Below are 22891 nucleotides of genomic sequence, written 5' to 3' on the forward strand. Positions count from 1 at the left end.
GGTGGGGGCGGCGCCTGGACGAGACTTGTCCCATGACAGTCGATGCATTGACGGACGTCTCCGGGCTGCGCGTGGGGCACGCGACACGCGTCGGTGACGGTTGGCTCACCGGCACCACGGTCGTGCTCGCCCCGGAGGGCGGCGCCGTGGCCGCGGTGGACGTGCGGGGCGGCGGCCCCGGCACCAAGGAGACCGACGCCCTCGACCCGCGCAACGTGGTGCAGAAGGTCGAGGCGATCGTGCTGACCGGCGGCAGCGCGTACGGACTCGACGCGACGACCGGGGTGATGGCCTGGCTGGAGGAGCGCGGGCGCGGGGTGCGGGTGGGGGCGGATCCGACCCATGTCGTGCCGGTGGTGCCCGCGGCCTGCCTCTTCGATCTGGGGCGCGGCGGCGACTTCCGGGCCAGGCCGGACGCGGCCACCGGCCTGGCCGCCGTCGAGGCGGCCGCAGCGGACGAACCCGGAGCACCCGTGCGGCAGGGCAGCGTGGGCGCGGGGACCGGCGCCGTGGTCGGCCGGCTGAAGGGCGGCGTGGGTTCCGCGAGCATCGTGCTCGACTCGGGGATCACGGTGGCCGCGCTGGTGGTGGCCAACGCGGCGGGATCCGCGGTCGATCCGGAGACGGGGGTGCTGTACGGGGAGTTGTTCCAGGGGCGCGTGCGGTACCCGGAGGCGGGCGTCCACGAGGCCGCGGGCCGGCGTCTGGCCGAGACCGCGGCGAAGAACACGCCTCCCCTGCTCAACACCACCCTCGCGGTGGTCGCCACCGACGCGGACCTGACGAAGGCGCAGGCGCAGAAGGTGGCCGGTACGGCGCACGACGGCATCGCGCGCGCTGTGCGGCCGGTGCATCTCCTCAACGACGGGGACACGGTGTTCGCGCTGGCCACCGGAGGCCGTCCGCTGGACACCGGGCATCCCCTCGCGCTGAACGAGATCCTCGCGGCCGGCGCGGACGTCGTGACCCGGGCGATCGTGCGAGCCGTGCGTGCCGCCGGGCCGGTGGCCGGGCCGGGCGGGGCGTGGCCGTCGTACGAGGAGTTGTACGGGTAGGCCCGAGGAACCACAGGGAGAAATGTGTCCCGGTTCTGTCACGTGATGGCGTTCACCGCGCTGGTTGGGAACCCGACCACCGGCCGCTCCCCTCTTTCTCCACGCACTGGAGCGGATCGCACACACCATCTGGAAACGGGAGTAGATCGTGAAAACGCCGGACAACGCAGCGCGGCGCGCACTCGGGGCATGTGCCGCCCTGATGGTCGGCGCCCTCACCCTCACCGCGTGCGGTGGAAGCGCCAATGCCAGGAACGACGACGACAAGAAGGGCGGGGAGACCGCACAGACCTCGGCGGCGAAGATCGTCATCTCGGCGCGGAACGGCTCGACCGGTGCGTCGATCAACAGCACCGGCGTGCGCGTCAGCGACGGGAAGCTGACCGACGTGACGATGAAGGAGGCCGGCGCGGGGGCGGCCGTACCGGGGGCGATATCCGCCGACGGCGGCAGCTGGAAGCCGAAGGAGCGGCTGGAGCGGGGGACGAAGTACGAGATATCGGCGACCGCGAAGGATGCGGACGGACGGGCGAAGGCCGCCAAGTCGGTCTTCACCACCGTCAGCCCGGCGAACAGCTTCATCGGGACGTACACACCGGACGAGGGAACGACGGTCGGCGTCGGGATGCCCGTGTCGTTCACCTTCGACAAGGCGATCACCGACAAGAAGGCCGTGCAGTCGCACATCACGGTGTCGACGAACAGCGGCCAGCAGGTGGTCGGGCACTGGTTCGGGGAGCAGCGGCTCGACTTCCGGCCCGAGGAGTACTGGAAGGCCGGCTCCAAGGTCACGATGAAGATCGACCTGGACGGAGTCGAGGGCGCGAACGGCGTCCACGGGGTGCAGAAGAAGACGGTCGACTTCACGATCGGCCGCTCGCAGGTCTCCACGGTCGACGTGAACACGCAGACCATGACGGTCGTGCGGGACGGCAGGACCCTCAAGTCGGTGCCGATCTCGGCGGGCAGCGCGGAGTTCACCACGTACAACGGACAGATGGTGATCTCCGAGAAGTTCAAGAAGCTGCGGATGGACAGCCGGACGGTCGGCCTGAAGAACGCGTACGACATCAAGGACGTCCCGAACGCGATGCGGCTGACCACGTCGGGGACCTTCATCCACGGCAACTACTGGTACAACAAGGCCAACCCGCCCTTCGGCAACCAGGGCACCAGCCACGGCTGTGTCGGCCTCCAGGACGTGAAGGGCGGCCAGGGCGACACGCCGTCCAAGTGGTTCTACGACAACTCAATGATCGGGGACGTCGTGATCGTCAAGAACTCGCCCGACAAGTCGGTGTCGCCGGAGAACGGGTTCAGCGACTGGAACACGTCGTGGAGCCAGTGGCTCGCGGGCAGCGCCGTCTGAGCGCGACCCCGTACCTCAAGTAGCTTCTGACCGGCGGTTTTTGACGGATCAGCGGGCCGCGTGGGAACTTTCCCCGCGGCCCGTGCGTTTTACGGACGCACGTTTTCTCGGTTCCCGGACATGATGTCCGACCGAGGGGCTACGGTATGCACCCACAAGGTGACATGCAGCAACGCCGGGAGAAACCTTGAGCGTTCCGTACGAGACGGCAGCGTACGAACAACCCGAGTCGCCCGAGTCTCCGGAGGAGCACCTCGCGCGACTCCTCGGCCGTGCCCTGAACTCCTTCGAGCTGCCGGACGAGACGATACGGCGACTGGACTGCGCGCTGGCGCACGACAGTTCACTGCACTCCGCGCACCACAGCGCGGGGCTGCACCGCGAGACGTATCGGCACACCTGGCTGCTCGTCGACGGCTCGGCCCTCACTCTGTGGGAGCTCGTCCACAACACCGCGCCGGGCAGCATCCCGCAGCACGAGGTGTACGTCGACGAGGAGGAGCTGCGGGCGGCCACGGCGAGACTGCCGCTGCCCGTGGACACCCCGGACTTCGAGCTGCCGGTGACCGTGCAGCTGTCGCCGATCCCCGCGCCGCGCCACGCGTATGTGCCCGACGACTCGGCGGACCACGCGCGCCGGCTGCTGCGCCGGGCGGAGAACGCGGACCGGCCGGACGCGGCGACCTCCACGCTCCTGCTGACCACGGCGTTCGCGCACCAGATCACGCAGGCTTTCGGCCGTCCGTGCCGAGCGGGCCGTGCCGGGCTGTGCTTCTCGCTCTACGAGCACGCGTTCCTGCTGCGGGACGGCGAGGAGATCTCCCTCTGGGAGGTCGAGCACACGGCGACGCCGGACGGGCGGCACATGTGCGAGGTGTACGTGAGCGAGGACGCGGCCCGGGACGCGATGGAGCGGCGGGCGGCGCAGGTCTCCTGAGCGGGGTGCGCGGCCGGTGTGCGGCGGCCCGGTGCGGGTCCCCGGGTCAGCGGTCGGCGCTGAGCCGTCGTACCAGGACCGCGAACTCGTCCGCCTCCGCCGGGGTCAGCTCGACGGACTCCCGTTGCGGGCCGACCTGCTGGTGCGGGAACACGGGCAGTCCCTGGGCGCGCCACAGGGCGGCCTCGATGCGACCGCGGCGCAGCATGAGGACCAGGCCGACCGCCCAGGAGACGGCCACCAGAACGAGGAAGGTCATACCAAGCAGCTGGTAGACCGAGACATGCTCAGGCATGCGGTCCAGTAGACACCACGGTCCGGGACCGAAGCCCCGGACCGTGACGTATCTCGCATCTGCCGTGAACAACGCACGGTCGCCCAAAGGGCTAGGCCGCGACCGGCTCCTTCTTCTCCGTCGCCGCCGGGGCGCCCGGTGCCGCTTCCGCGGGCACCGCGCCCGGGGGCTGCTTGCGCATGCTCTTGAGTACGACGACCAGGACCGTCGTGACGCACACACCCGCCGCGACGGCGATCAGGTAGAGGAACGGGTTGCCGATCAGCGGGACCACGAAGATGCCGCCGTGCGGCGCGCGCAGGGTGGCTCCGAAGGCCATCGACAGGGCACCGGTGACCGCGCCGCCCGCCATCGAGGCCGGGATGACCCGCAGCGGGTCGGCGGCGGCGAACGGGATCGCGCCCTCGGAGATGAAGGAGGCGCCCAGGACCCAGGCGGCCTTGCCGTTCTCGCGTTCGGTCGGGGTGAAGAGCTTCTTGCGGAGGGTGGTCGCGAGCGCCATGCCCAGCGGCGGGACCATGCCCGCGGCCATCACGGCGGCCATGACCTTCATCGCGGAGTCGCTGGGGTCCTGGACGGCGATGCCCGCCGTGGCGAAGGCGTACGCGACCTTGTTGACCGGGCCGCCGAGGTCGAAGCACATCATCAGGCCGAGCAGGATGCCGAGCAGGACCGCGTTGGTGCCGGAGAGACCGGAGAGCCAGTCCGTCATGCCCTTCTGGGCCTCGGCGATGGGCTTGCCGACCACGACGAACATCAGGAAGCCGACGATCAGCGAGGAGATCAGCGGGATCACCACGACCGGCATGATGCCGCGCAGCACCGGCGGGATCTTGATCCGCTGGATCGACAGGACGATGCCGCCCGCGAGCAGACCCGCGACCAGACCGCCGAGGAAGCCGGCCGCGATGTTCGAGGCGATCATGCCGCCGACGAAGCCGGGGACGAGGCCGGGGCGGTCCGCCATGCCGTAGGCGATGTAACCGGCGAGCACCGGGATGAGGAAGCCGAAGGCCACCCCGCCGATCTGGAAGAGCAGCGCGCCCCAGCTGTCGACCTGGGTCCAGGAGAAGTGCTCCATGACCGAGGGCGCCTTGTTGATCTCCCAGCCGCCGATCGCGAAGCCGAGGGCGAGCAGCAGACCGCCCGCGGCGACGAACGGGACCATGTAACTGACGCCGGTCATCAGCCACTTGCGGAGCTTGGTGCCGTAGCCGTCGTCGGACTCACCGGCGCGCTCGACGGGGGTGCCGCCCCTGGCGTCCGCCGTGACCTCGCCGCGCGCGGCCTTGCCGCGCACGTCGGCGATGAGCTCGGCGGGCTTGTTGATGCCGGCCTTGACGCCGACGTCGACGGTCGGCTTCCCGGCGAAGCGGTCCTTCTCCCGTACGGGCACGTCGTGGGCGAAGATCACGCCGTCCGCCGCCGCGATGACCGCCGGGTCGAGCCGGGTGAAGCCGGCCGAGCCCTGCGGCTCGACGACGAGTTCGACGCCCGCCTCACGGCCCGCGTTCTCCAGCGACTCGGCCGCCATGTAGGTGTGGGCGATGCCGGTGGGACAGGAGGTGACGGCGACGATCCGGAAGGGCCGCTCCGTGGCGCCCTCCCCCTCGGCCGTGCCCTCTGTCGTGCCCTCTGTCGTGCCCTGGGGCGCGTCCTCGTCGCTGCCCGCTGTGGCGTCGGCGGAGGCCGCCGCCGACGCCACAGCGGAGTCTTCGGAACCGGCGTCCGCGGCCGGCGCCTCGTCCCCGCGGATCAGCGCCGCCGCGTCCGCCGCGTCGCCGACCGCGCGCAGCGCGTCGGTGAACTCGGTGTTCATCAGCTGCCGGGCGAGCGAGGACAGGATCGTGAGGTGGGCGTCGTCGGCGCCCGCGGGGGCGGCGATCAGGAAGATCAGGTCGGCCGGGCCGTCCGGCGCGCCGAAGTCGATTCCGGCGGCGCTGCGCCCGAAGCCGAGGGTCGGCTCGGTGACGTGCTCGCTCCGGCAGTGCGGGATGCCGATGCCGCCGTCGAGGCCGGTCGGCATCTGCGCCTCGCGGGCGGCCACGTCGGCGAGGAAGCCCTCCAGGTCGGTCACCCGGCCCAGGGCGACCATGCGCTCGGCGAGGGCACGCGCCGCCGCTTCCTTGGTGTCGGCGGACAGGTCGAGATCGACCAGATCCGCGGTGATCATGTCGCTCATCGCGGGCTCCTTCGCACGCGTATCGCCCGGGGAGTGGTGAGGTGGGCGCACAGGGGGACGGGGATGCAGTGGGGGACTTTGGGGCGGGTGTGACGGGTGGTGGGGCCGGTGGGGCGGCGGGTGGCGAGTAACGGGGAGTCGCGCCGGACGGGGTCCGGTCGGGTGGCCGGTGCGGTGGTCGCCGGGGCCGTGGTCAGGACCGCGGTCGCCGTCGTCGTGGCCGTAGGGACGTTCATGACACCGGCTCCTTCAGTACGCGGTCCACCGGCACCTGCGCCGTGACCGTCACCGCCGCCGGGTCCAGGTCGGCCGGGGTCGGCATCACGCTGCCGGGCAGCTGTACGGCCGCCGCGCCGTGGGCGACCGCGGAGGCGAGCGCCTCGGGGCCGCCGCCACCTGCGATGAGGAAACCGGCGAGGGAGGAGTCGCCCGCTCCCACATTGCTGCGTACGGCGGCCACGCGCGCGCTGCCGAACCAGGCGCCCGCGTCGTTCACGAGGAGCTGCCCGTCGGCGCCCAGGCTCGCGAGGACGGCACCGGCGCCGCGTTCCCGCAGTTCCTCGGCCGCCTTCACCGCGTCGCCCACCGTGGCCAGGGGGCGCCCGACGGCTTCCGCGAGTTCCTCGGCGTTCGGCTTCACCACGTCGGGCCGCTCGCGCAGCGCCTCCAGGAGCGCGGGGCCCGAGGTGTCCAGCGCGATGCGCTTGCCGGCGGCGTGCGCCCGGGCGACGAGCGCCGCGTACCAGGACGGGGCGAGTCCGCGCGGCAGGCTTCCGCAGCAGGCGATCCAGTCCGCGTCCCGCGACTGGGTGCGGACCGTCTCCAGGAGCAGTTCCCGCTCCTCCACCGACAGTTCCGGGCCCGGCGCGTTGATCTTCGTGAGGACGCCGTCGGACTCCGCGAGCGCGATGTTCGAGCGGGTGGCCCCGGCGACCGGCACCGGCGCGACCTCGATGCCCTGCGCGTCGAGCAGGTCGGCGACGAGCGCGCCCGGCGCCCCGCCCAGCGGCAGCACCGCGACCGTGCGCCGGCCGGCGGCCGAGACGGCACGCGAGACGTTCACGCCCTTGCCGCCCGGGTCCATGCGCTCGCCGGTGGCGCGGATGACCTCGCCGCGGTCGAGCGAGGGGATCTCGTACGTACGGTCCAGGGACGGGTTCGGGGTGACGGTGAGGATCATGCGTACTCGTTTCTCAACACACAGCACTTCCGTGCCGCTCTACACACACAGCACTTCGGTGCCGCCGCGCTCGATCGCGGCGACGTCTTCGGGGCTCAGCCCGCTGTCGGTGATCAGCAGGTCCACGTCGCTCAGGTCGCCGAAGCGGGCGAAGTGCTCCTGGCCGTGCTTGGAGGAGTCGGCGAGCAGCACCACGCGGCGGGCCGCGGCCATCGCCGCGCGCTTCACCGCGGCCTCGGCGAGGTCGGGGGTGGTCAGGCCATGATCGGCCGAGAAGCCGTTGGCCGCCACAAAGAGGACGTCGGCCCGGATCTCGCCGTAGGCCCGCAGCGCCCAGGCGTCCACGGCGGCGCGCGTACGGTGCCGTACACGCCCTCCGACCAGGTGGAGCTGGATGCCGGGGTGGTCCGCGAGGCGGGCGGCGATCGGCAGGGAGTGGGTGACGACGGTGAGCGTCGCCTCCAGGGGGATCGCGCCGGCCAGGCGGGCCACGGTGGTACCGGCGTCGAGGACCATCGTGCCCTCGGCCGGCAGTTCCGCGAGGGCCGCCTTGGCGATGTGGTCCTTCTCGTCGGCGGCCGTCGTCTCGCGTTCGGCGAGGTCCGGCTCGAAGCCGAGGCGTCCGGCCGGGATGGCCCCGCCGTGCACGCGCCGCAGGAGGCCGGCGCGGTCGAGGGCCTTCAGGTCCCGGCGGATCGTCTCCGCGGTGACCTGGAACTCCTCGGCCAGCGACACCACGTCCACCCGGCCGCCGTCACGGGCGAGCCGGAGGATCTCCTGCTGTCGCTCCGGTGCGTACATAGCCGTTCGCCTCCGATCCGTGCCCGAAATTGTGGTTTCGCAGGGAGGCTACGCCCGGATTTCCAGAAAGTAAACAGGTTCGGACTTGATTCGGGCATGAACGGACTTCCGATCAGGTCCGGGTACGCCGGAAGGCCCGGCACCTCCCCAGGTGCCGGGCCCTCCTTCTCCGCCGCGCTCATCGCCCCTCAGGACACGAGCTCAGGCGTCTTCTCCACCGCCCCGAGCTCCGGCCCCGCCCCCTCCACGTGCTGCGCGGGCCGCTTCGGCAGCGCGAACATCAGCAGGAAGATGACGCCCATCACCGCGGCCACCCACCACAGCGCGTTCTGGAAGCCGTGCACGAAGGCCGGGCGCACCTGTGTCGGCCGCAGGTCGTCGGCGATCACACCGAAGAAGACCACGGAGACCAGGCCGAGCCCCAGCGCGTTGCCCATCTGCTGCACGGTGTTGATGAGCCCGGACGCGGAGCCGGCGTGCTCGCGCGGCACCTCCGACAGCACCGCGTCGGTCAGCGGGGCGACGATCAGGCCCATGCCGACGCCCATCACGATCAGCGGCAGCGCCATCTGCCAGGACGCGATGCCCAGGCCGTACCGCTCGGACTCCCAGAGGTAGATCAGGACACCGAGCCCCATCACCAGCGCGCCCGCCTGCAGCACCTTGCGGCCGAAGCGCGGGACGAGCTGCTGCACGGACAGGCCGGCCGCCAGCGACACGGCGATCGAGAACGGGACGCCGGTCAGGCCGGCCCGCAGCGGGCTCCAGCCGAGCCCCGTCTGCATGTACAGGGTCCACACCAGGAAGAAGATGCCCAGGCCGACGCCGAAGACGGTCTGCACGGCGATACCGGCGGCGAAGCTCTTCACCCGGAACAGGGACAGCTCGATCAGCGGGGAGCCGTCGCGTGCCGTCTTGCGTCGCTCGTACGCCACCAGCGCGGCCAGCACCACGAGCGAGCCGGCCATCGAGACGTACCCCCACAGCGGCCAGCCCAGCTCCTCGCCGCGGGTGAGCGGGTAGATCAGCATCATCAGGCCGAGGATCACCAGCGCGACACCCACCAGGTCCAGCTTCAGGGCCTTCGGCGCCTTGGACTCGGTGATGAAGCGGCTGCCGAGGATCAGGCCCGCGATACCGACCGGCAGGTTGATGAGGAAGATGGGCCGCCATTCGAGCCCGAAGAGGTTCCACTCGGTGAGCAGGGCGCCCAGCAGCGGACCGGAGACCGCGCCGAGTCCGACGACCGCGCCGAACAGCCCGAAGACCTTGCCCCGCTCGTGCGCCGGGAAGGTGGCGTGCACGATCGACAGGACCTGGGGCACCATCAGCGCCGCCATGCCGCCCTGGAGGATGCGGGAGGCGACCAGCATCTCCGGATCGGCGGCGAAGCCGCACAGCGCGGAGGCGAGGGTGAAGCCGCCGATGCCGATCAGGAAGAGCCGCTTGCGGCCGTGGATGTCGCCGAGCCGTCCACCGGTGATCAGGCCGGCGGCGAAGGCCAGTGCGTATCCCGCGGTGATCCACTGGATCTGGCTGAAGGAGGCTCCCGCGTCCGCCTGGATGGACGGGATGGCGATGTTGACGATCGTGACGTCGACGAGGTCCATGAAGGCCGCGGTCATCACGATCGCGAGGGCGAACCAGCGACGCCGGTCGGCAGCTCCGGGCTGCGCACTGAGGGTGGTGGAACGTGGCTCGGTGGAGGTCATGTCCCACAACCTATGACCCCACTAGGTCAGATCGTGTCCTACTTCTACGGCATCCTCGGATACATGACGACGGACACTCCGGCCCGGCTCCTCCAACTCCTCTCCCTCCTCCAGACACCCCGCGAATGGCCCGGCGGCGAGCTCTCCGACCGCCTCGGGGTGTCCCGCCGTACGGTCCGGCGGGACATCGACCGGCTGCGCGAGCTCGGCTATCCCGTGCAGGCGACCATGGGCACCGACGGCGGCTACCGGCTCGTCGCCGGCAAGGCCATGCCGCCGCTCGTCCTCGACGACGAGGAGGCGGTGGCCATCGCGGTCGGGCTGCGGGCCGGCGCCGGGCACGCGGTCGAGGGCGTGGACGAGGCGTCCGTACGCGCGCTGGCCAAGCTCGAACAGGTGCTGCCCTCCCGGCTGCGCCATCGCGTCGCCACCCTCCAGGCCGCGACCACCCCGCTGACCAGCGGCGACGGCGCGAGTATCGCGCCCGAGACGCTGACCGTGATGGCCTCCACGGTGGCCGGGCGGGAGCGGCTGCGGTTCGCCTACCGCGCGAAGGACGGGGTGGACTCGCGGCGCGTGGTCGAGCCGTACCGGCTGGTGTCCACCGGGCAGCGCTGGTACCTCGTCGCGTACGACCTCGATCGCGACGACTGGCGTACCTTCCGCGTCGACCGGGTCGGCGACCCCTTCGCGACCGGGGCGCGCTTCACCCCGCGCGAGCTGCCGACGGGGAGCGCGGCGGAGTACCTGCGGCGATCGATCCACCGCCAACAGGAGACGTACGACTTCGCCGTGACCCTCGACGCCCCCGCCGAGACCGTCGCGGCGCGGATCCCGGCGTGGCTCGGAACGCCCGAGCCGGTGGACGAGGGGCGTTGCCGGTTGCGGGGTTCGGCCGGGTCCGTGGAGTGGCTGGCCATGCGGCTGGCGACGCTGGGCTTCGACTTCACCGTGCAGGAGCCCGTCGAACTGGCGCGGTGTGTACGGGAGTTGGGCGGGCGGTTGGTGCGGGCAGGGGCGGCGCCGACACCGGACTGACGTGGCCCCGCCCACCCCGCCGACGGGGCATCCGGCCTGCCCCGCACGCGGCTCACCCGGCCCCAGGCCGACCAGCGGGCCGCCCGGACCGGTTCGGCCGCGCCGGCCGGATCGTCCGCCGGAGCCCTCGCCGACAACCACCCCCGGCAGCACACCGAACCCCGGGTACTCGGTCGTCGCCGCCCGCTCCCCAGCCTCCCCGGCGCTACGTCGACCTCTCCCACGGGAACTCCCGCAGCGCCGCGAGATTACGCAACGCCAGTGCCGCCGGGCCCTCGGGTCCGGCGGCGGGGGCGTCGCCCGACACCCACGCCTCGATCGCGGTACGGACGGCGGCACTCGCCACCGCGGCGGTGAAACGCGGGTCGGGGCGGGCGGCGGAACTCCCGACACCGGAACCGGAACCAGAACTGGAACCACCTGGACGGGGACTCCCGGAACCGGAACCCCCGGAACCGGGACCCGGGCTCCGGGAAACGGAGCTCCCGGCAACGTTGTCGTCACCCTGAGCGAGGCCCGAGCGTCGTTCCATCCGCTCCGCCAGGACCTCCGCCAGCGTCCGCTCCCCCGCCTGGCACACCTCCGCCCACACCTGCCGCAGTCCGGGGCCGCTCTCCGCCAGGCGGATCAGGGTGCGGACCCACTCCCAGTTCGCGGCGGAGATTCCGGCGCCCGGCACCAGCGTGTGGCGGACGGCGTGTTCGAGGGCCTGCGGCAGGGACAGTTCGGCCGGGGCCTCGCGCACGGCCTCCGCCCAGAGCTGGGCGCCCGCCGCGTAGAGCGGGGCGACGGCCTCCTCCTTCGTGGCGAAGTACCGGTAGAAGGTGCGCGGGGCGACCCCGGCGGCCTGCGCGATGTCCTCGGCGCGGGTGGCCCGCAGCCCGTGCTTCACGAAGAGACGGGCGGCCGCTCGGGCGATCTCCATACGGGTCGCTGCCTTGCGTCGCTCGGTGAGGGAGAGGGGCGTCGCCGCAGGCGAGGGGTGGGTGGGGCTGCTCACATTCGGCAGGCTATGCCCATGTGACACAATCTGCCATCCGGTGGGCCACCCCGGGGTTCAGGTACGGGGTGGCCCGCCGTTTCGCCCTGCCCGGCAGAAAAAGGAGCCGGACCCCGGCGCCCGGGGGGAGGGCGCCGAAGTCCGGCTCGGGGAAAGTCCCGGCGCCGGGGGGATGTGCGTCGGGACTTGGCTCGATGGGTCGGCCAGGTCGGTGGCTCGGGTGGGTCGGCCTTGCCTGGCCGGCCTCGGCGGGTCGGTTCGGAGAGGCGCGGGGACACGGACTCCGGCGACGGCGGGGAAGCCGCCCCGCCCGCTCGAACTCCTGGGCCCTGAAGTCTTGTTCCCTGGACCCCGCAGGTTGAAGCGGCGTTACAACGCCATGTTTGCGCGGTCTTTCGCCACCCGGCGTACGCGGCCCCGGGCGGTCGCACGCCGCCCGGCGCCGCGTCCGCGCGAGGCGGGTCACGCGGCCGCGTCGAACCCGGTGTCCCGCGCCAGCTTCTTCAGCTCCAGCAGTGCGTGCTTCTCGATCTGGCGGATCCGCTCGCGCGTCAGGCCGTGCTCCTTGCCGACCTCGGTCAGCGTGCGTTCCCGGCCGTCCTCGATGCCGTAGCGCATCTTGATGATGGAGGCCGTGCGCTGGTCGAGGCGGCCGATGAGGTCGTCGAGTTCCTCACTGCGCAGCAGGGTCAGGACGGACTGCTCCGGAGAGACCGCGGAGGCGTCCTCCAGGAGGTCGCCGAACTGGGTCTCGCCCGCGTCGTCCACCGGCATGTTCAGGGAGACCGGGTCGCGGGCCCAGTCCAGGACGTCCGTCACACGGTCCGGGTTCGAGTCGAGCTCGGCGGCGATCTCCGCGGGCTCCGGGTCACGGCCGTGCTCGCGGTTGAACTCGCGCTGCACACGGCGGATCCGGCCCAGCTCCTCGACCAGGTGGACGGGGAGGCGGATGGTGCGCGACTGGTCCGCGATGGAGCGGGTGATGGCCTGCCGGATCCACCAGGTCGCGTACGTCGAGAACTTGAATCCCTTGCGGTAGTCGAACTTCTCGACCGCGCGCACCAGGCCGGCGTTGCCCTCCTGGATCAGGTCGAGGAGCGGGAGACCGCTGCGGGGGTAGCGGCGGGCCACGGCGACGACCAGGCGGAGGTTGGAGCGGATGAAGATCTCCTTGGCCCGCTCGCTCTCGTCGACCAGGGTCTGCAGCTCCTCGCGGCTGGCTTCCGCCGGCGACTCCTCGTATCCGTCCAGGAGCCGCTGGGCGAAGACGCCCGCCTCGATGATCTGGGACAGCTCGACCTCCTTGGCGGCGTCGAGCAACGGTGTGCGCGCGATCTCGTCGAGATACATGCCGACCAGGTCGCGGTCGGCGATCTCGCCGCCATGGGTGCGAACACTGCTTGCCGCGCCGGTCCGGCCGGTGGCGGACTGACGACGGGCGACGGCACGGGTTGCCATGCGTGCTCCCTTGCGATGTGTGGTCAGCGGGTGGTCCTAAGGACGCTCGGCACTCTCCTCGGGTGCCCTGCATCCGATGGAAACAACGACTGGAATCCGGACAGAATTCCCAACGCACCCCTGTATTTTTCTGATCATGCAGTATCCTGCGCGGCCACACCAGGAGGACGGATGTCGTCGGAACGTACAGAAGTGCAGGTCAGGCCGGGAGTCGACAGCGATCTCGGGACTCTCACCGACATCTACAACCACTACGTTCGTGAGACGCCCATCACATTCGACACGGCCGTCTTCACTGCGGAGGAGCGCCGCCCGTGGCTGCTCTCCCACCCTGTAGACGGCCCGCACCGGCTGATGGTTGCCACGGAGAGCGCATCCCCAGGAACCTCACAGCGGATCCTCGGCTACGCCACATCCAGCGCGTTCCGGCCGAAGCCCGCGTACACGACCTCGGTGGAGGTCACGGTCTACCTGGCCCCGGACGCCGGCCGCCGCGGTGTCGGCACGCTCCTCTACGAGGCCCTCTTCGAGGCACTGGCGAAGGAGGACGTGCACCGCGCCTACGCGGGCATCGCCCAGCCCAACGAGGCGTCGACGCGGCTGCACGAGCACTTCGGGTTCCGGCACGTCGGGACGTACCGGGAAGTGGGCAGGAAGTTCGGCCGCTACTGGGATGTGGCCTGGTACGAGAAGGAGCTGTGACCCCGAAAGGGAGTGGTGACCCCGAGAGGGCCGCCGGGGACCCGGGGGCTCAGCCGAACTGCACCGACCGCTTGGCCATGCCCATCCAGAACCCGTCGATCACCGACTTCTGCGCGTCCAGTTCGCCGACCATGTCCGCGGCGCCCATGGTGACGAACAGCGGGGCGAAGTGCTCGGTGCGCGGGTGGGCGTACCGGCCGGCCGGGGCCTTGTGCAGGAAGTCCAGCAGGGCGTCCCAGTCGCGGGTCTCCAGGGCGTGGCGGCCCCAGTCGTCGAACTCGGACGACCAGGTGGGCACGCCGGGGCCGGTGTGCCGCAGCGCGGCCAGGTTGTGGGTGAAGAAGCCGGAGCCGACGATCAGGACGCCCTCCTCGCGCAGCGGCGCGAGCTTGCGGCCGATCTCCATGAGGCGGACCGGGTCGAGGGTCGGCATGGAGATCTGGAGGACCGGTATGTCGGCCTCGGGGAACATCTCGACGAGCGGGACGTAGGCGCCGTGGTCGAGGCCGCGGTCCGGGATGTCCTGGACGGGCGTGCCGGGCGCGCGCAGCAACTTGCGTACGGACTCGGCGAGTTCGGGGGCGCCGGGAGCCTCGTACGTCACCTGGTAGTAGTGCTCGGGGAAGCCCCAGAAGTCGTAGACGAGCGGGACGGGGTCGACGGCGCCGAGGGCGAGCGGGGCCTCCTCCCAGTGGGCGGAGACCATGAGGATCGCCTTGGGCCGCGGCAGGCCGGCGGACCAGGCGGCGAGTTCGCCGGGCCAGATCGGGTCGTCCGCCAGGGGCGGGGCGCCGTGACTGAGGTACAGGGTGGGCATGCGCTCCTGCGCGGCGGCGGACATGGCGGCGACTCCTCCGGGGGGTGGTGCGTCGAGCTCGGTGTGGGCTTCGTCTGACCCGAAGCTCCATTTGCTTCAAATTTAAAGCTTCGGTTCGAAAGTCTACGCCGCACTTGTTTAATATTCAAGGAGCGTTCTCGTACAGTGGAGTACATGAACACGGCATCCGCATCCGCGCGCGCTGAGGAGCCTCGCTGGCTCAACGACGAGGAGCAGCGTGTCTGGCGTGCCTATGTGCACGCCACGACCCTCCTCGAAGACCACATGGACCGCCAGCTCCAACGCGACGCCGGCATGCCCCACGTCTACTACGGCCTCCTGGTGAAGCTCGCCGAGTCCCCGCAGCGGCGGCTGCGCATGACCGAGCTGGCCATGCACGCGAAGATCACCCGCTCCCGCCTCTCGCACGCCGTGGCCCGGCTGGAGAGAAACGGCTGGGTGCGGCGCGAGGACTGCCCCTCCGACAAGCGCGGCCAGTTCGCCGTCGTGACGGAGCGGGGCCTGGAGATGCTGGAGGAGGCCGCGCCGGGCCATGTGGCGGTCGTCCGCGCCGCCATGTTCGACCGGCTCACCCCGGAACAGCAGAAGTCCCTCGGCGAGATCATGGAGATCGTCGCCGAGGGACTTCAGCCGAACGAAGCGGGTGCGGACCTGCCCTGGCTCCGCTGAGCGGCGGCCGGGGCAGGTCCTGCGGGGCGTACGTACGGGGCGTCCCCTTCCCCGTACGTACGGATGGTGCGTGATCCGAAGGGGTACGACCGGATGGTCGTGATCAGCGCGTACGGCCGCGCGGTCGCCGTCAGTGCGCGACCACCGGCACCTTCAGCTCCTCCTCGGCGCCCTCTCCGGAGCCGGCCACCGTGGTGGTGTCCGGGCGGCCGGTGTTGATGAAGGTCACGGCGACCGTCGCGGCGAGCAGGAGGATGCCCACGGCGAACCAGATCGCGTTGGTGTAGCCGTGCACCTGGCCCTCCAGCTGGACCAGCTGCTGCTGGGCCTGGGAACCGGCGCCGCCGATGTGGTCCTTGATGTACGAGGTCGTCGCCGAGGCGGCGATCGTGTTCAGCAGGGCCGTACCGATCGCGCCGCCCACCTGCTGCGAGGTGTTGACCATCGCGGAGGCGACACCGGCGTCACGCGGCTCGATGCCGAACGTGGCCAGCGACATGGCGGGCATGAACGCCGTACCCATGCCGAGACCGAGCAGCACCATGCCCGGCAGGATCACGGCGGAGTACGAGGAGCCGATCTCCAGCTGGGTCAGGAACAGCATGCCGATCGCGGCGACCAGGAAGCCCGGGCCCATCAGCAGGCGCGGCGCGACCCGGGTCATCAGGCGGGTGCCGATCTGCGTGGAGCCGACCATCATGCCCGCGATCATCGGCAGGAACGAGAAGCCGGTCTTGACCGGCGAGTAGCCCTTCACGATCTGCAGGTAGTAGGTCAGGAAGAGGAACAGGCCGAACATCGCGATGATCGCGAGGCCGAGCGAGAGGTAGACGCCGCCGCGGTTGCGCTCGGTGATGACGCGCAGGGGCAGCAGCGGGGCCTTGACCTTGGACTCGGTGACCGCGAACGCGGCCAGCAGCACGGCGGAGGCCACGAACAGGCCGATCGTCACGGAGTCGCCCCAGCCGTCGGACTCGGCGCGGGTGAAGGCGTAGACGAGCGTGACCAGGCCGAGGACGGACAGGACGACGCCGGGGATGTCGAGCGGCGAGCGGTTGCGGCCGCCGGCCGGCTCACGGATGACGAAGTACGCGCCGGCCGCCGCGATGATCGCGAACGGGATGTTGACGAAGAACGTCCAGCGCCAGTCCATGTACTCGGTGAGGACGCCGCCGAGGATGAAGCCCACGGCGCCGCCGCCACCGGCGATCGCACCGTAGATGCCGAACGCCTTGGCGCGCTCCTTGGGCTCCGTGAACATCACGGCGAGCAGGGAGAGCGCGGCGGGCGCGAGCAGTGCGCCGAACGCACCCTGGAGGGCGCGGGCGCCGAGCATCATCGCCTCGTTGGTGGCCGCGCCGCCGAGCGCGGAGGCGCCGGCGAAGCCGATCAGACCGGCGACGAAGGTGCGCTTGCGGCCCCACAGGTCGGCGATGCGCCCACCGAAGAGCAGCAGGCCGCCGAAGGCGAGGGCGTAGGCCGTGATGACCCACTGCCGGTTGCCGTCGGATATGCCCAGGTCCTGCTGTGCGGACGGCAGGGCGATGTTCACGATGGTCGCGTCGAGGACGACCATCAGCTGGGCGAGCGCGATGAACGTCAGCGCCTTCCAGCGGTTGGCATCAGGGATGCCGGGAGCCTTGACGGCTGTTTCAGACATGGAGGTACCCACTTCGGGACTTCGTGACGGAAAAAGGATGTCTTCGGGGACGGAAAGGGTGTGCTCGGGAGCGGAAGGCCGGCAGGTCGCCCTGCGTGGATAAGACCGCTGTGGCGAGCCGAACTGATCGGTCGGATCGGGTCGGATCAGTTCGGGTCGGATCGGTTCAGGTCGGATCGGTTCAGGTCGGATCAGGCCTGGCGGAGGTCCTCCATGGTCACGGGCGTGCCCGGGAGGGTGGAGCGGGCCGGGGCCCGCAGTCCGTCCAGGAACAGCTGCAGATGGCGGTGGACGAAGCGGTCGACGCTGAAGCAGGCCGTGCCGGCCGGCGGCCGGCTGAGCTGGGCCACGGTGATCATCACGTCACCGACGCCCACGTCGGAGCGGAGTCGACCGGCCGCCTTCGCCCGGTCCATGAGCCGCTCGACCAGTTCCTCGACCCGCTCGCGCGCCGCTTCCAGGTCGGGGTGGTGCTTGTCGAAGGTGCTGGAGACCATCGGGCACAGTGCGCTGATCCGCTCGTCGGCGGAGATGTGCACGAAGCGCGCCAGCGCCTCGAACGCGTCACCGGTCTCCGTCAGCGCCCGCTCGGCCGCCTCCGAGGTGCGGTCCATGACCGAGCAGACGACCTCACGGACCAGCGCGTCGCGGTCCGGGAAGTTGCGGTACACCGTGGCGTTGCCGACGCCGGCCCGGCGGGCGATCTCGTCGAGCGGCACGTCCGGGCCGTGCTCGACGAACATCTCCCGGGCGGCGACGACGATCCGCTCCCGGTTGCGCAGGGCGTCGGCGCGCGGCCGGGGCACCTTGTGCTGAACGGGGGTCGCGGTCTCCACGGCACACTCCTGAGGCTGATGGTGTGACATCGAGGGACGATCCGGTGTGCGATCGCTGTCCCGTCGATGTCTGCGATCCGGGGAGGCTCTCCCCGTTTCGCTCGGACATCAGGTCTAAACGGGGAAGTGGTCCCCGGTTATTTCCCCCACCCGAGCCGATCTTCTGTGACCTGAGTCACAACACCTCTCCGCCTCCTGTACACCCCTCCCCCACGGGAGAGCCACGTTCGGGCTCCTCCAGCGCGCGCCCTCGAACTCCTCACCACAGGGTGATCGAAAGGACGCAGACCGTCAGAACGGCGGCTGCCGCGGACCGAAGGGGCCATGCATGCAGCCGAGCCGTCGGATACGCCCGCGCCGCGTGGCCACCCTCGCCTCCGTGACCGTACTGACCCTGGCGGTCAGCACCTCGGCCGGCACGGGCCACCTCACGCGGAGCACCACGACGGCGGGCGCCGGGCCGATCGCCCTGGCCCGCGCCTCCACGTACGGCCCCTGCATGATCAGCGGCGGCCCCACGGTCCAGATGTCCGAGGGCGTCCCCACGCCCGGCGGCTACTCCCGCTCCACCGGCACCGTCCGCGCCCTCACCCTGATGGTCGACTTCTCCGACGCACCCGGCTCGGGCAGCGCGCAGAGCCGCTTCCGGGAGTTCTTCCCCCAGACCCAGGACTGGTTCCGCACCAGCTCCTACGGCCGTCTCGACTACCTCCCCGAGACCCCGATCCCCGGCTGGCTGCGCATGCCGAAGCCCTTCCGCGCCTACGGCATAGAGCGCGGCGCCCCCTTCGATCCCGGCTACCGCAGACTCGTCCAGGACATCGTGGCCGCGGCCGACCCCAAGGTGGACTTCCGCTCGTACGACTTCCTCAACGTGCTGGTCACCCCGAACGCGGGCCCCTCCGCCCTCGACACGGTCCTGTCCGTGACCTTCGCCGGCAACCCCGAGGCCCCGATGGCGGACGGCGTCCCCGTCGCCAACGCCTCCTTCGTCTACTCCCGCCAGGACGACGGCTCCGGCTCCTACGACCAGACCGGCTACCGCGTCCTCCCCCACGAGAACGGCCACGTCTTCGGCCTGCCCGACCTCTACACCCAGGAGGGCGGGGGCGCGGTCGGCCACTGGGACATCATGAGCGAGGACTGGGGGGCCAACAACGACTTCCTCGGCTGGCACAAGTGGAAGCTGGGCTGGCTCGACGCGGCACAGGTGAACTGCGCGACGGCGCCGGGCACCACGGAGTTCACCCTGACCCCGCTGGCCCGTTCCGGCGGCACGAAACTCGTCTTCGTCCCCATCGACCGCCGCACCGGGTACGCCGTCGAACTGCGCACCCGCGAGGGCAACGACGAGACCGTGTGCCGCCCCGGCGTCCTCATCTACAAGGTCGACGCCGACGTCGACACCGGCCAGGGCCCGGTCACCGTCTACGACTCGCGCCGCAACAGCGGCGGCTGCACCCGCAGCCCGAACGTCCACGCGGAACTCTCCGACGCCCCGTTCATTCCCGGCGAGGAGTTCCGGGACGTGAAACGGGGACTGCGGATCGCGGTGACGGGAGCGGAGGTCACGGGGGACTACCGGGTGCGGGTCAGCCGAGGGTAGGCGGGAGAGAGGCAGGCAGCGGCAGGCAGGGTCCGGCAGGTGCGCACGGTGAGGGAGAAGGGCGCGGGCAGGCACGGGCGGGGTGGGAGCGGCGCGCGGGCCGGCGCGGGCGCGGATACCGTGGGGCTGCCCTGACCGCCGTACCGGAGAACCGATGCCCGCCGAGACGACCCGGGACGCCGCGCCACCGGCCGACTCCCCCTCCTCCTCCCCAGCCTCCGCCTCCGCGCCTTCCTCCCCCGCCGTGCCCGCCGAGGCGGTCGCCCCGCTGATCCGCGGGGTCGGCGTGCTGCGGCGGCTGACCGAGGCGGGCGGGACCATGAGCGCGAGCGGGCTGGAACGGGCCACCGGCCTCGCCCGTTCCACGGTCGACCGGATCACCTCCACCCTCGCGCGCATGGGCTACGTCCGCCTCGACGGCCGGGACGTCGTCCTCGCCCCCCGCCTCATGGAGTTGGGCAACGCCTACCTGGCCGCCCTGCGTCTGCCGGCCCTGCTGGGCGCCCACGCGGACGCCCTCGCCGACGAGTTGGACGAGTCGGTGTCCCTCGCGGTCGGCGACCGTGACGGCATCCGCTTCATCCACCAGGCCACCCGCCGCCGCGCGATGTCCCTCAGCTTCCGCATCGGCGACCTGCTCCCGGCCGAACGCACCGCGCCGGGCCCCCTGTTCGCCACCGAGTGGACGCGGGCCGACTGGCAGGACTGGCGTGCGCGCCGGACGGCGGACCCGGAGGACCACGGCTTCCCGGCCGTACCACCGCGTGAACTCCCCCGCGCGGACGAGGAGTTCGAGTCGGCGGTGGCACGGGCGCGGGAGGACGGCTGGGCGCTGGACGACCAGTTGATCGAACCGGGGCTGGTGGCGGTCTCGGTCCCGGTACGGGATCCCCGCACCGGCCGGATCGCCTGCGTGGCGAGCGTGGTGAGCCACACGAGCCGCCACTCGGCGACGGACCTGCGGGAGACGCTGCTGCCGCGGCTGCGGGGGGCGGTGGCGGAGATGGAACGAGCGCGCGAACAGGAACGGGGGCGGGAGCACGAAGGGGAACGGGCACCGGCCGGGGTGGGAGGCCCCGGGCCGGCTCCGGTATCCGGCCTGGCGGCCTGGACCGGGGCGTCGAAGCACGAACTGGGCAGGGACTTCATCGAGTCCCTGGCCCGCGGCCTCACCGTCCTGACGGCCTTCGACGAGGGCCGCGCGGAGCTGACCCTCACGGACGTGGCGAAGGCGACGGGCCTGGCACGGGCGACGGCCCGGCGGGCGCTGATCACGTACGAGCACCTGGGCCTGGTGACGACGGGCAGCACGGAACGCACGTTCAGGCCGACCCCCCGCGTCCTGTCCCTCGGCTTCCCACCCCTCTCCCGTACGTCCCTCTCCCGCATCGCGGCCCCCCACCTGGAGGACCTGTCGGCCCGGGTCCACGAGTCCGCGTCACTGGCGGTCCTGACGTCGTCCGGCGAGGAGATCCAGTACACGGCACGGGCCAACGCGAGCCGCGTACTGAGCGCGGACATCACCCTCGGCACCCGCCTGCCGGCGACGGCGACGGCCCTGGGCAGGATCCTCCTGGCCGACACCGGGACGGGGACCGGTGCCGACACCTTGACCGGCACCGGCACCGGCACCGGAATCGCACCCAACTACGCCTTGGTGGACGAGGAGTTGGAGAAGGGCCTGCGCTCCATCGCCGTCCCGATCCGCGACCGCACGGGCAGGACGGTCGCGGCGGCGAACGTGGCACTGCACGCGGCACGGCACACGGCGGAGGAGACGGTCCGGGACATCCTGCCGGAGTTGAGGACGACGGCGGACCGGATCGAGAGGGACCTGGGAGTGGCGGGCCGATTCACAAGGGTCCCCCTGTCGTAACCCAACTCAACCCAACTCAACCCAACTCAACCCAACTCAACCCACCCCACTCCACTCCACCCCGGTTCATAACCCACCCCATTCCACCCCGGCCCTGCCTCCTCCCGGCCCGGCTCAGCCGTCGTAGGGCCGGGCGGCCCGCCCCTCCCGAAGGGTCAGCCCCCACCAGGCGAACTGGTCCAACAGCACGGCGGCGGCCTTGGCGGTCCCCTCCTCGTCGTACGGCCGCCCGTCCTCGCCGAACCGCTCCCAGGCCAGGTGAAAACTGACGGTGTCCCGCAGCGTGACCGCGTGCAGTTCGGCGAAGACCTGCCGCAACTGCTCCACGGCCCGCTGCCCACCGGCCATCCCGCCGTACGACACGAACCCGACCGGCTTGGCCCGCCACTCGCTGTACACGTAGTCGATCGCGAGCTTGAGGGAGGCCGGATACCCGTGGTTGTACTCCGGCGTGACCACAACCACCCCGTCCACCGCCCCGATCCGCCGGGCAAGCCCCGAGGCGTCGGCGGACCGCTCAAAGGACAACTTGAGCTCTTCCACGAGATCCGGTTCGGCCAGATCGATCACATCGACCTCCATGTCCCCCCGCTTCCGCACCTCACCGACAAACCAGGGAGCAACCTTGTCGGCGAAACGACCGGTGCGGGTGCTGGCGATGAGGACGCCGATCTTGAGCGGCGGGGGCGGGGCTGAAGCCTGAGACGAGGCCGGAGATGAGGCCGGTGACAAGTCCGGGGACGAGGGCGGAAGCGGGGACGAGGGCGACGGCAAGTCCGGGGACGGGGCGGGCGGCGAGCCCGGGGACGAAGCCGGGAGCGGGGACGATGACAGGAGTGGCGCCGTGCGCGGCGCGGTCTGGCTCATGCCGCAGACCGTAAAACCTCAACCAAACTTCAGGTCAACCCCTCCATCTTCCCCCTCACCTCCGCACCCCTCCACCCGCCCACCACTGAAGCCCCGACCCCACCCGCTACACTGGGCGCCGTCGCCTTCGTAGCTCAGGGGATAGAGCACCGCTCTCCTAAAGCGGGTGTCGCAGGTTCGAATCCTGCCGGGGGCACAGCAAAAGGGCCAGCTCAGGAGGGTTTCCTCCCAGGCTGGCCCTTCGTCGTGTTCGAGGCCGTGCCACACACGTGCCACTACGTCCACTCGGCAGCTCGTCAGGGCGGAAGGGATACCCGCTACTCCGTGGGAAAGGGCACGTACCCGTCCGGCACCTCGCTGACCTGCAGGTCCGAAAAGAGCAGGGTGAGGCGGTGCGCGTTGGTCTCGATGCGAACCTCATGGAAGTCGATCCCCACGGCTTGCGCCCAACGACGGGTCGCTTCCGACGGCGGGAGGACCTTCGCACCTGGGTACAAGGAATGCCACTTCACACCCCAGACGTAGCCGTCGAGGTCGATGCCCGTCTCATGGTCGATGAGGCGGTCGTCCAAAGAGACACGCCAGGTCTCCGGCAGCACGGACGATTCGCACCGGGCCTCAACGCAGTACCGGAAGAGATACCGCAGATACGCCGGCTCGACATCGGTGCGGGGATCCGCCGTCACGTAGACGATGACCTCGTAGTCGCGCATGTAGCTGGTGTATCCATGGTGGACGACGGCGTGATCGAAGGCCTCGTCCAACAGCTGTTCAAGCGCTACGGCGTCCATGGGACCGTTTCTATCCCAC

General features: G+C 71.1%; 21 protein-coding genes and 1 tRNA gene. 9 read left to right on the forward strand and 13 right to left on the reverse strand.

What is annotated here, in order from left to right; translation table 11 throughout:
• Positions 1-32: 32 nt before the first annotated feature.
• The 3 genes from ACZ5VD_RS19190 to ACZ5VD_RS19200 all read left to right on the forward strand — a co-directional run bounded on the left by ACZ5VD_RS19190 (position 33) and on the right by ACZ5VD_RS19200 (position 3361).
• Positions 33-1055 carry a P1 family peptidase gene (locus ACZ5VD_RS19190; RefSeq protein WP_468682769.1) on the forward strand — a complete coding sequence of 341 codons (1023 nt, stop codon included), beginning with the start codon at positions 33-35 and terminating at the stop codon, positions 1053-1055.
• Positions 1056-1203: 148 nt separating this feature from the next.
• Positions 1204-2424 carry a L,D-transpeptidase gene (locus tag ACZ5VD_RS19195; RefSeq protein ID WP_468682770.1) on the forward strand — a complete coding sequence of 407 codons (1221 nt, stop codon included), beginning with the start codon at positions 1204-1206 and terminating at the stop codon, positions 2422-2424.
• A 187-nt stretch (positions 2425-2611) separates the two neighbouring features.
• On the forward strand, positions 2612-3361 hold the full coding sequence (locus ACZ5VD_RS19200; protein ID WP_468548984.1) for a DUF6227 family protein: 750 nt from the start codon (positions 2612-2614) through the stop codon (positions 3359-3361).
• Between the two features lie 46 nt (positions 3362-3407).
• Here ACZ5VD_RS19200 and ACZ5VD_RS19205 read toward each other — a convergent pair whose 3' ends face one another.
• The 6 genes from ACZ5VD_RS19205 to ACZ5VD_RS19230 all read right to left on the reverse strand — a co-directional run bounded on the left by ACZ5VD_RS19205 (position 3408) and on the right by ACZ5VD_RS19230 (position 9531).
• The gene (locus ACZ5VD_RS19205; protein WP_468548985.1) at positions 3408-3656 is read right to left on the reverse strand and encodes a hypothetical protein; all 249 of its coding nucleotides are present in this window, start codon (positions 3654-3656) and stop codon (positions 3408-3410) included.
• A gap of 91 nt (positions 3657-3747) precedes the next feature.
• Positions 3748-5838, reverse strand: coding sequence for a PTS fructose transporter subunit IIABC (locus ACZ5VD_RS19210; protein ID WP_468682771.1), 2091 nt, complete (start codon positions 5836-5838; stop codon positions 3748-3750).
• Entirely contained in the window at positions 5835-6074 is a 240-nt protein-coding gene (locus ACZ5VD_RS19215) for a hypothetical protein (RefSeq protein ID WP_468548987.1), read from the reverse strand. The genes ACZ5VD_RS19210 and ACZ5VD_RS19215 overlap by 4 nt, the downstream gene beginning before the upstream one ends.
• The gene (gene pfkB, locus ACZ5VD_RS19220) at positions 6071-7018 is read right to left on the reverse strand and encodes a 1-phosphofructokinase (protein ID WP_468548988.1); all 948 of its coding nucleotides are present in this window, start codon (positions 7016-7018) and stop codon (positions 6071-6073) included. The genes ACZ5VD_RS19215 and pfkB overlap by 4 nt, the downstream gene beginning before the upstream one ends.
• 39 nt (positions 7019-7057) lie before the next feature.
• A complete protein-coding gene (locus tag ACZ5VD_RS19225; protein ID WP_468548989.1) occupies positions 7058-7819 on the reverse strand; it encodes a DeoR/GlpR family DNA-binding transcription regulator in 762 nt (253 codons plus the stop codon).
• A 188-nt stretch (positions 7820-8007) separates the two neighbouring features.
• Positions 8008-9531, reverse strand: a complete 1524-nt coding sequence (locus tag ACZ5VD_RS19230) for an MFS transporter (RefSeq protein ID WP_468682772.1) — start codon at positions 9529-9531, stop codon at positions 8008-8010.
• Between the two features lie 63 nt (positions 9532-9594).
• On the opposite strand from ACZ5VD_RS19230, the gene ACZ5VD_RS19235 reads away from it, so the two are divergent.
• Positions 9595-10569 carry a helix-turn-helix transcriptional regulator gene (locus tag ACZ5VD_RS19235; RefSeq protein WP_468549214.1) on the forward strand — a complete coding sequence of 325 codons (975 nt, stop codon included), beginning with the start codon at positions 9595-9597 and terminating at the stop codon, positions 10567-10569.
• Positions 10570-10774: 205 nt separating this feature from the next.
• Here the strand turns inward: ACZ5VD_RS19235 and ACZ5VD_RS19240 are convergent, their stop codons facing one another.
• Positions 10775-11494, reverse strand: coding sequence for a TetR/AcrR family transcriptional regulator (locus tag ACZ5VD_RS19240; RefSeq protein WP_468682883.1), 720 nt, complete (start codon positions 11492-11494; stop codon positions 10775-10777).
• 537 nt (positions 11495-12031) lie between these two features.
• Complete coding sequence (locus ACZ5VD_RS19245) at positions 12032-13027, reverse strand: sigma-70 family RNA polymerase sigma factor (protein WP_468548991.1); 996 nt, start codon at positions 13025-13027, stop codon at positions 12032-12034.
• A 171-nt stretch (positions 13028-13198) separates the two neighbouring features.
• On the opposite strand from ACZ5VD_RS19245, the gene ACZ5VD_RS19250 reads away from it, so the two are divergent.
• Positions 13199-13729, forward strand: coding sequence for a GNAT family N-acetyltransferase (locus ACZ5VD_RS19250; RefSeq protein ID WP_468682773.1), 531 nt, complete (start codon positions 13199-13201; stop codon positions 13727-13729).
• Between the two features lie 49 nt (positions 13730-13778).
• Here ACZ5VD_RS19250 and ACZ5VD_RS19255 read toward each other — a convergent pair whose 3' ends face one another.
• Positions 13779-14570, reverse strand: a complete 792-nt coding sequence (locus ACZ5VD_RS19255) for a dioxygenase family protein (protein WP_468548993.1) — start codon at positions 14568-14570, stop codon at positions 13779-13781.
• A 150-nt stretch (positions 14571-14720) separates the two neighbouring features.
• On the opposite strand from ACZ5VD_RS19255, the gene ACZ5VD_RS19260 reads away from it, so the two are divergent.
• A complete protein-coding gene (locus tag ACZ5VD_RS19260; RefSeq protein WP_468548994.1) occupies positions 14721-15236 on the forward strand; it encodes a MarR family winged helix-turn-helix transcriptional regulator in 516 nt (171 codons plus the stop codon).
• Positions 15237-15366: 130 nt separating this feature from the next.
• Here the strand turns inward: ACZ5VD_RS19260 and ACZ5VD_RS19265 are convergent, their stop codons facing one another.
• Together ACZ5VD_RS19265 and ACZ5VD_RS19270 are read right to left on the reverse strand one after the other, a co-directional pair.
• Complete coding sequence (locus ACZ5VD_RS19265; protein ID WP_468548995.1) at positions 15367-16896, reverse strand: MFS transporter; 1530 nt, start codon at positions 16894-16896, stop codon at positions 15367-15369.
• A 191-nt stretch (positions 16897-17087) separates the two neighbouring features.
• Positions 17088-17732 (reverse strand): TetR/AcrR family transcriptional regulator, encoded by a 645-nt coding sequence (locus ACZ5VD_RS19270; RefSeq protein WP_468548996.1) that lies wholly within the window; start codon positions 17730-17732, stop codon positions 17088-17090.
• Positions 17733-18060: 328 nt separating this feature from the next.
• On the opposite strand from ACZ5VD_RS19270, the gene ACZ5VD_RS19275 reads away from it, so the two are divergent.
• A complete protein-coding gene (locus ACZ5VD_RS19275) occupies positions 18061-19338 on the forward strand; it encodes a M6 family metalloprotease domain-containing protein (protein ID WP_468548997.1) in 1278 nt (425 codons plus the stop codon).
• 154 nt (positions 19339-19492) lie between these two features.
• On the forward strand, positions 19493-21214 hold the full coding sequence (locus tag ACZ5VD_RS19280; protein ID WP_468682774.1) for an IclR family transcriptional regulator domain-containing protein: 1722 nt from the start codon (positions 19493-19495) through the stop codon (positions 21212-21214).
• Positions 21215-21328: 114 nt separating this feature from the next.
• Here ACZ5VD_RS19280 and ACZ5VD_RS19285 read toward each other — a convergent pair whose 3' ends face one another.
• Positions 21329-21946, reverse strand: coding sequence for an NADPH-dependent FMN reductase (locus ACZ5VD_RS19285; protein ID WP_468682775.1), 618 nt, complete (start codon positions 21944-21946; stop codon positions 21329-21331).
• A 258-nt stretch (positions 21947-22204) separates the two neighbouring features.
• On the opposite strand from ACZ5VD_RS19285, the gene ACZ5VD_RS19290 reads away from it, so the two are divergent.
• Positions 22205-22277 (forward strand) — tRNA-Arg (locus ACZ5VD_RS19290).
• Positions 22278-22398: 121 nt separating this feature from the next.
• Here ACZ5VD_RS19290 and ACZ5VD_RS19295 read toward each other — a convergent pair.
• A complete protein-coding gene (locus ACZ5VD_RS19295; RefSeq protein WP_468548999.1) occupies positions 22399-22872 on the reverse strand; it encodes a YxiG-like protein in 474 nt (157 codons plus the stop codon).
• Between the last annotated feature and the right edge of the window lie 19 nt (positions 22873-22891).

The organism is Streptomyces sp. NPDC032822 (genome assembly GCF_055578825.1).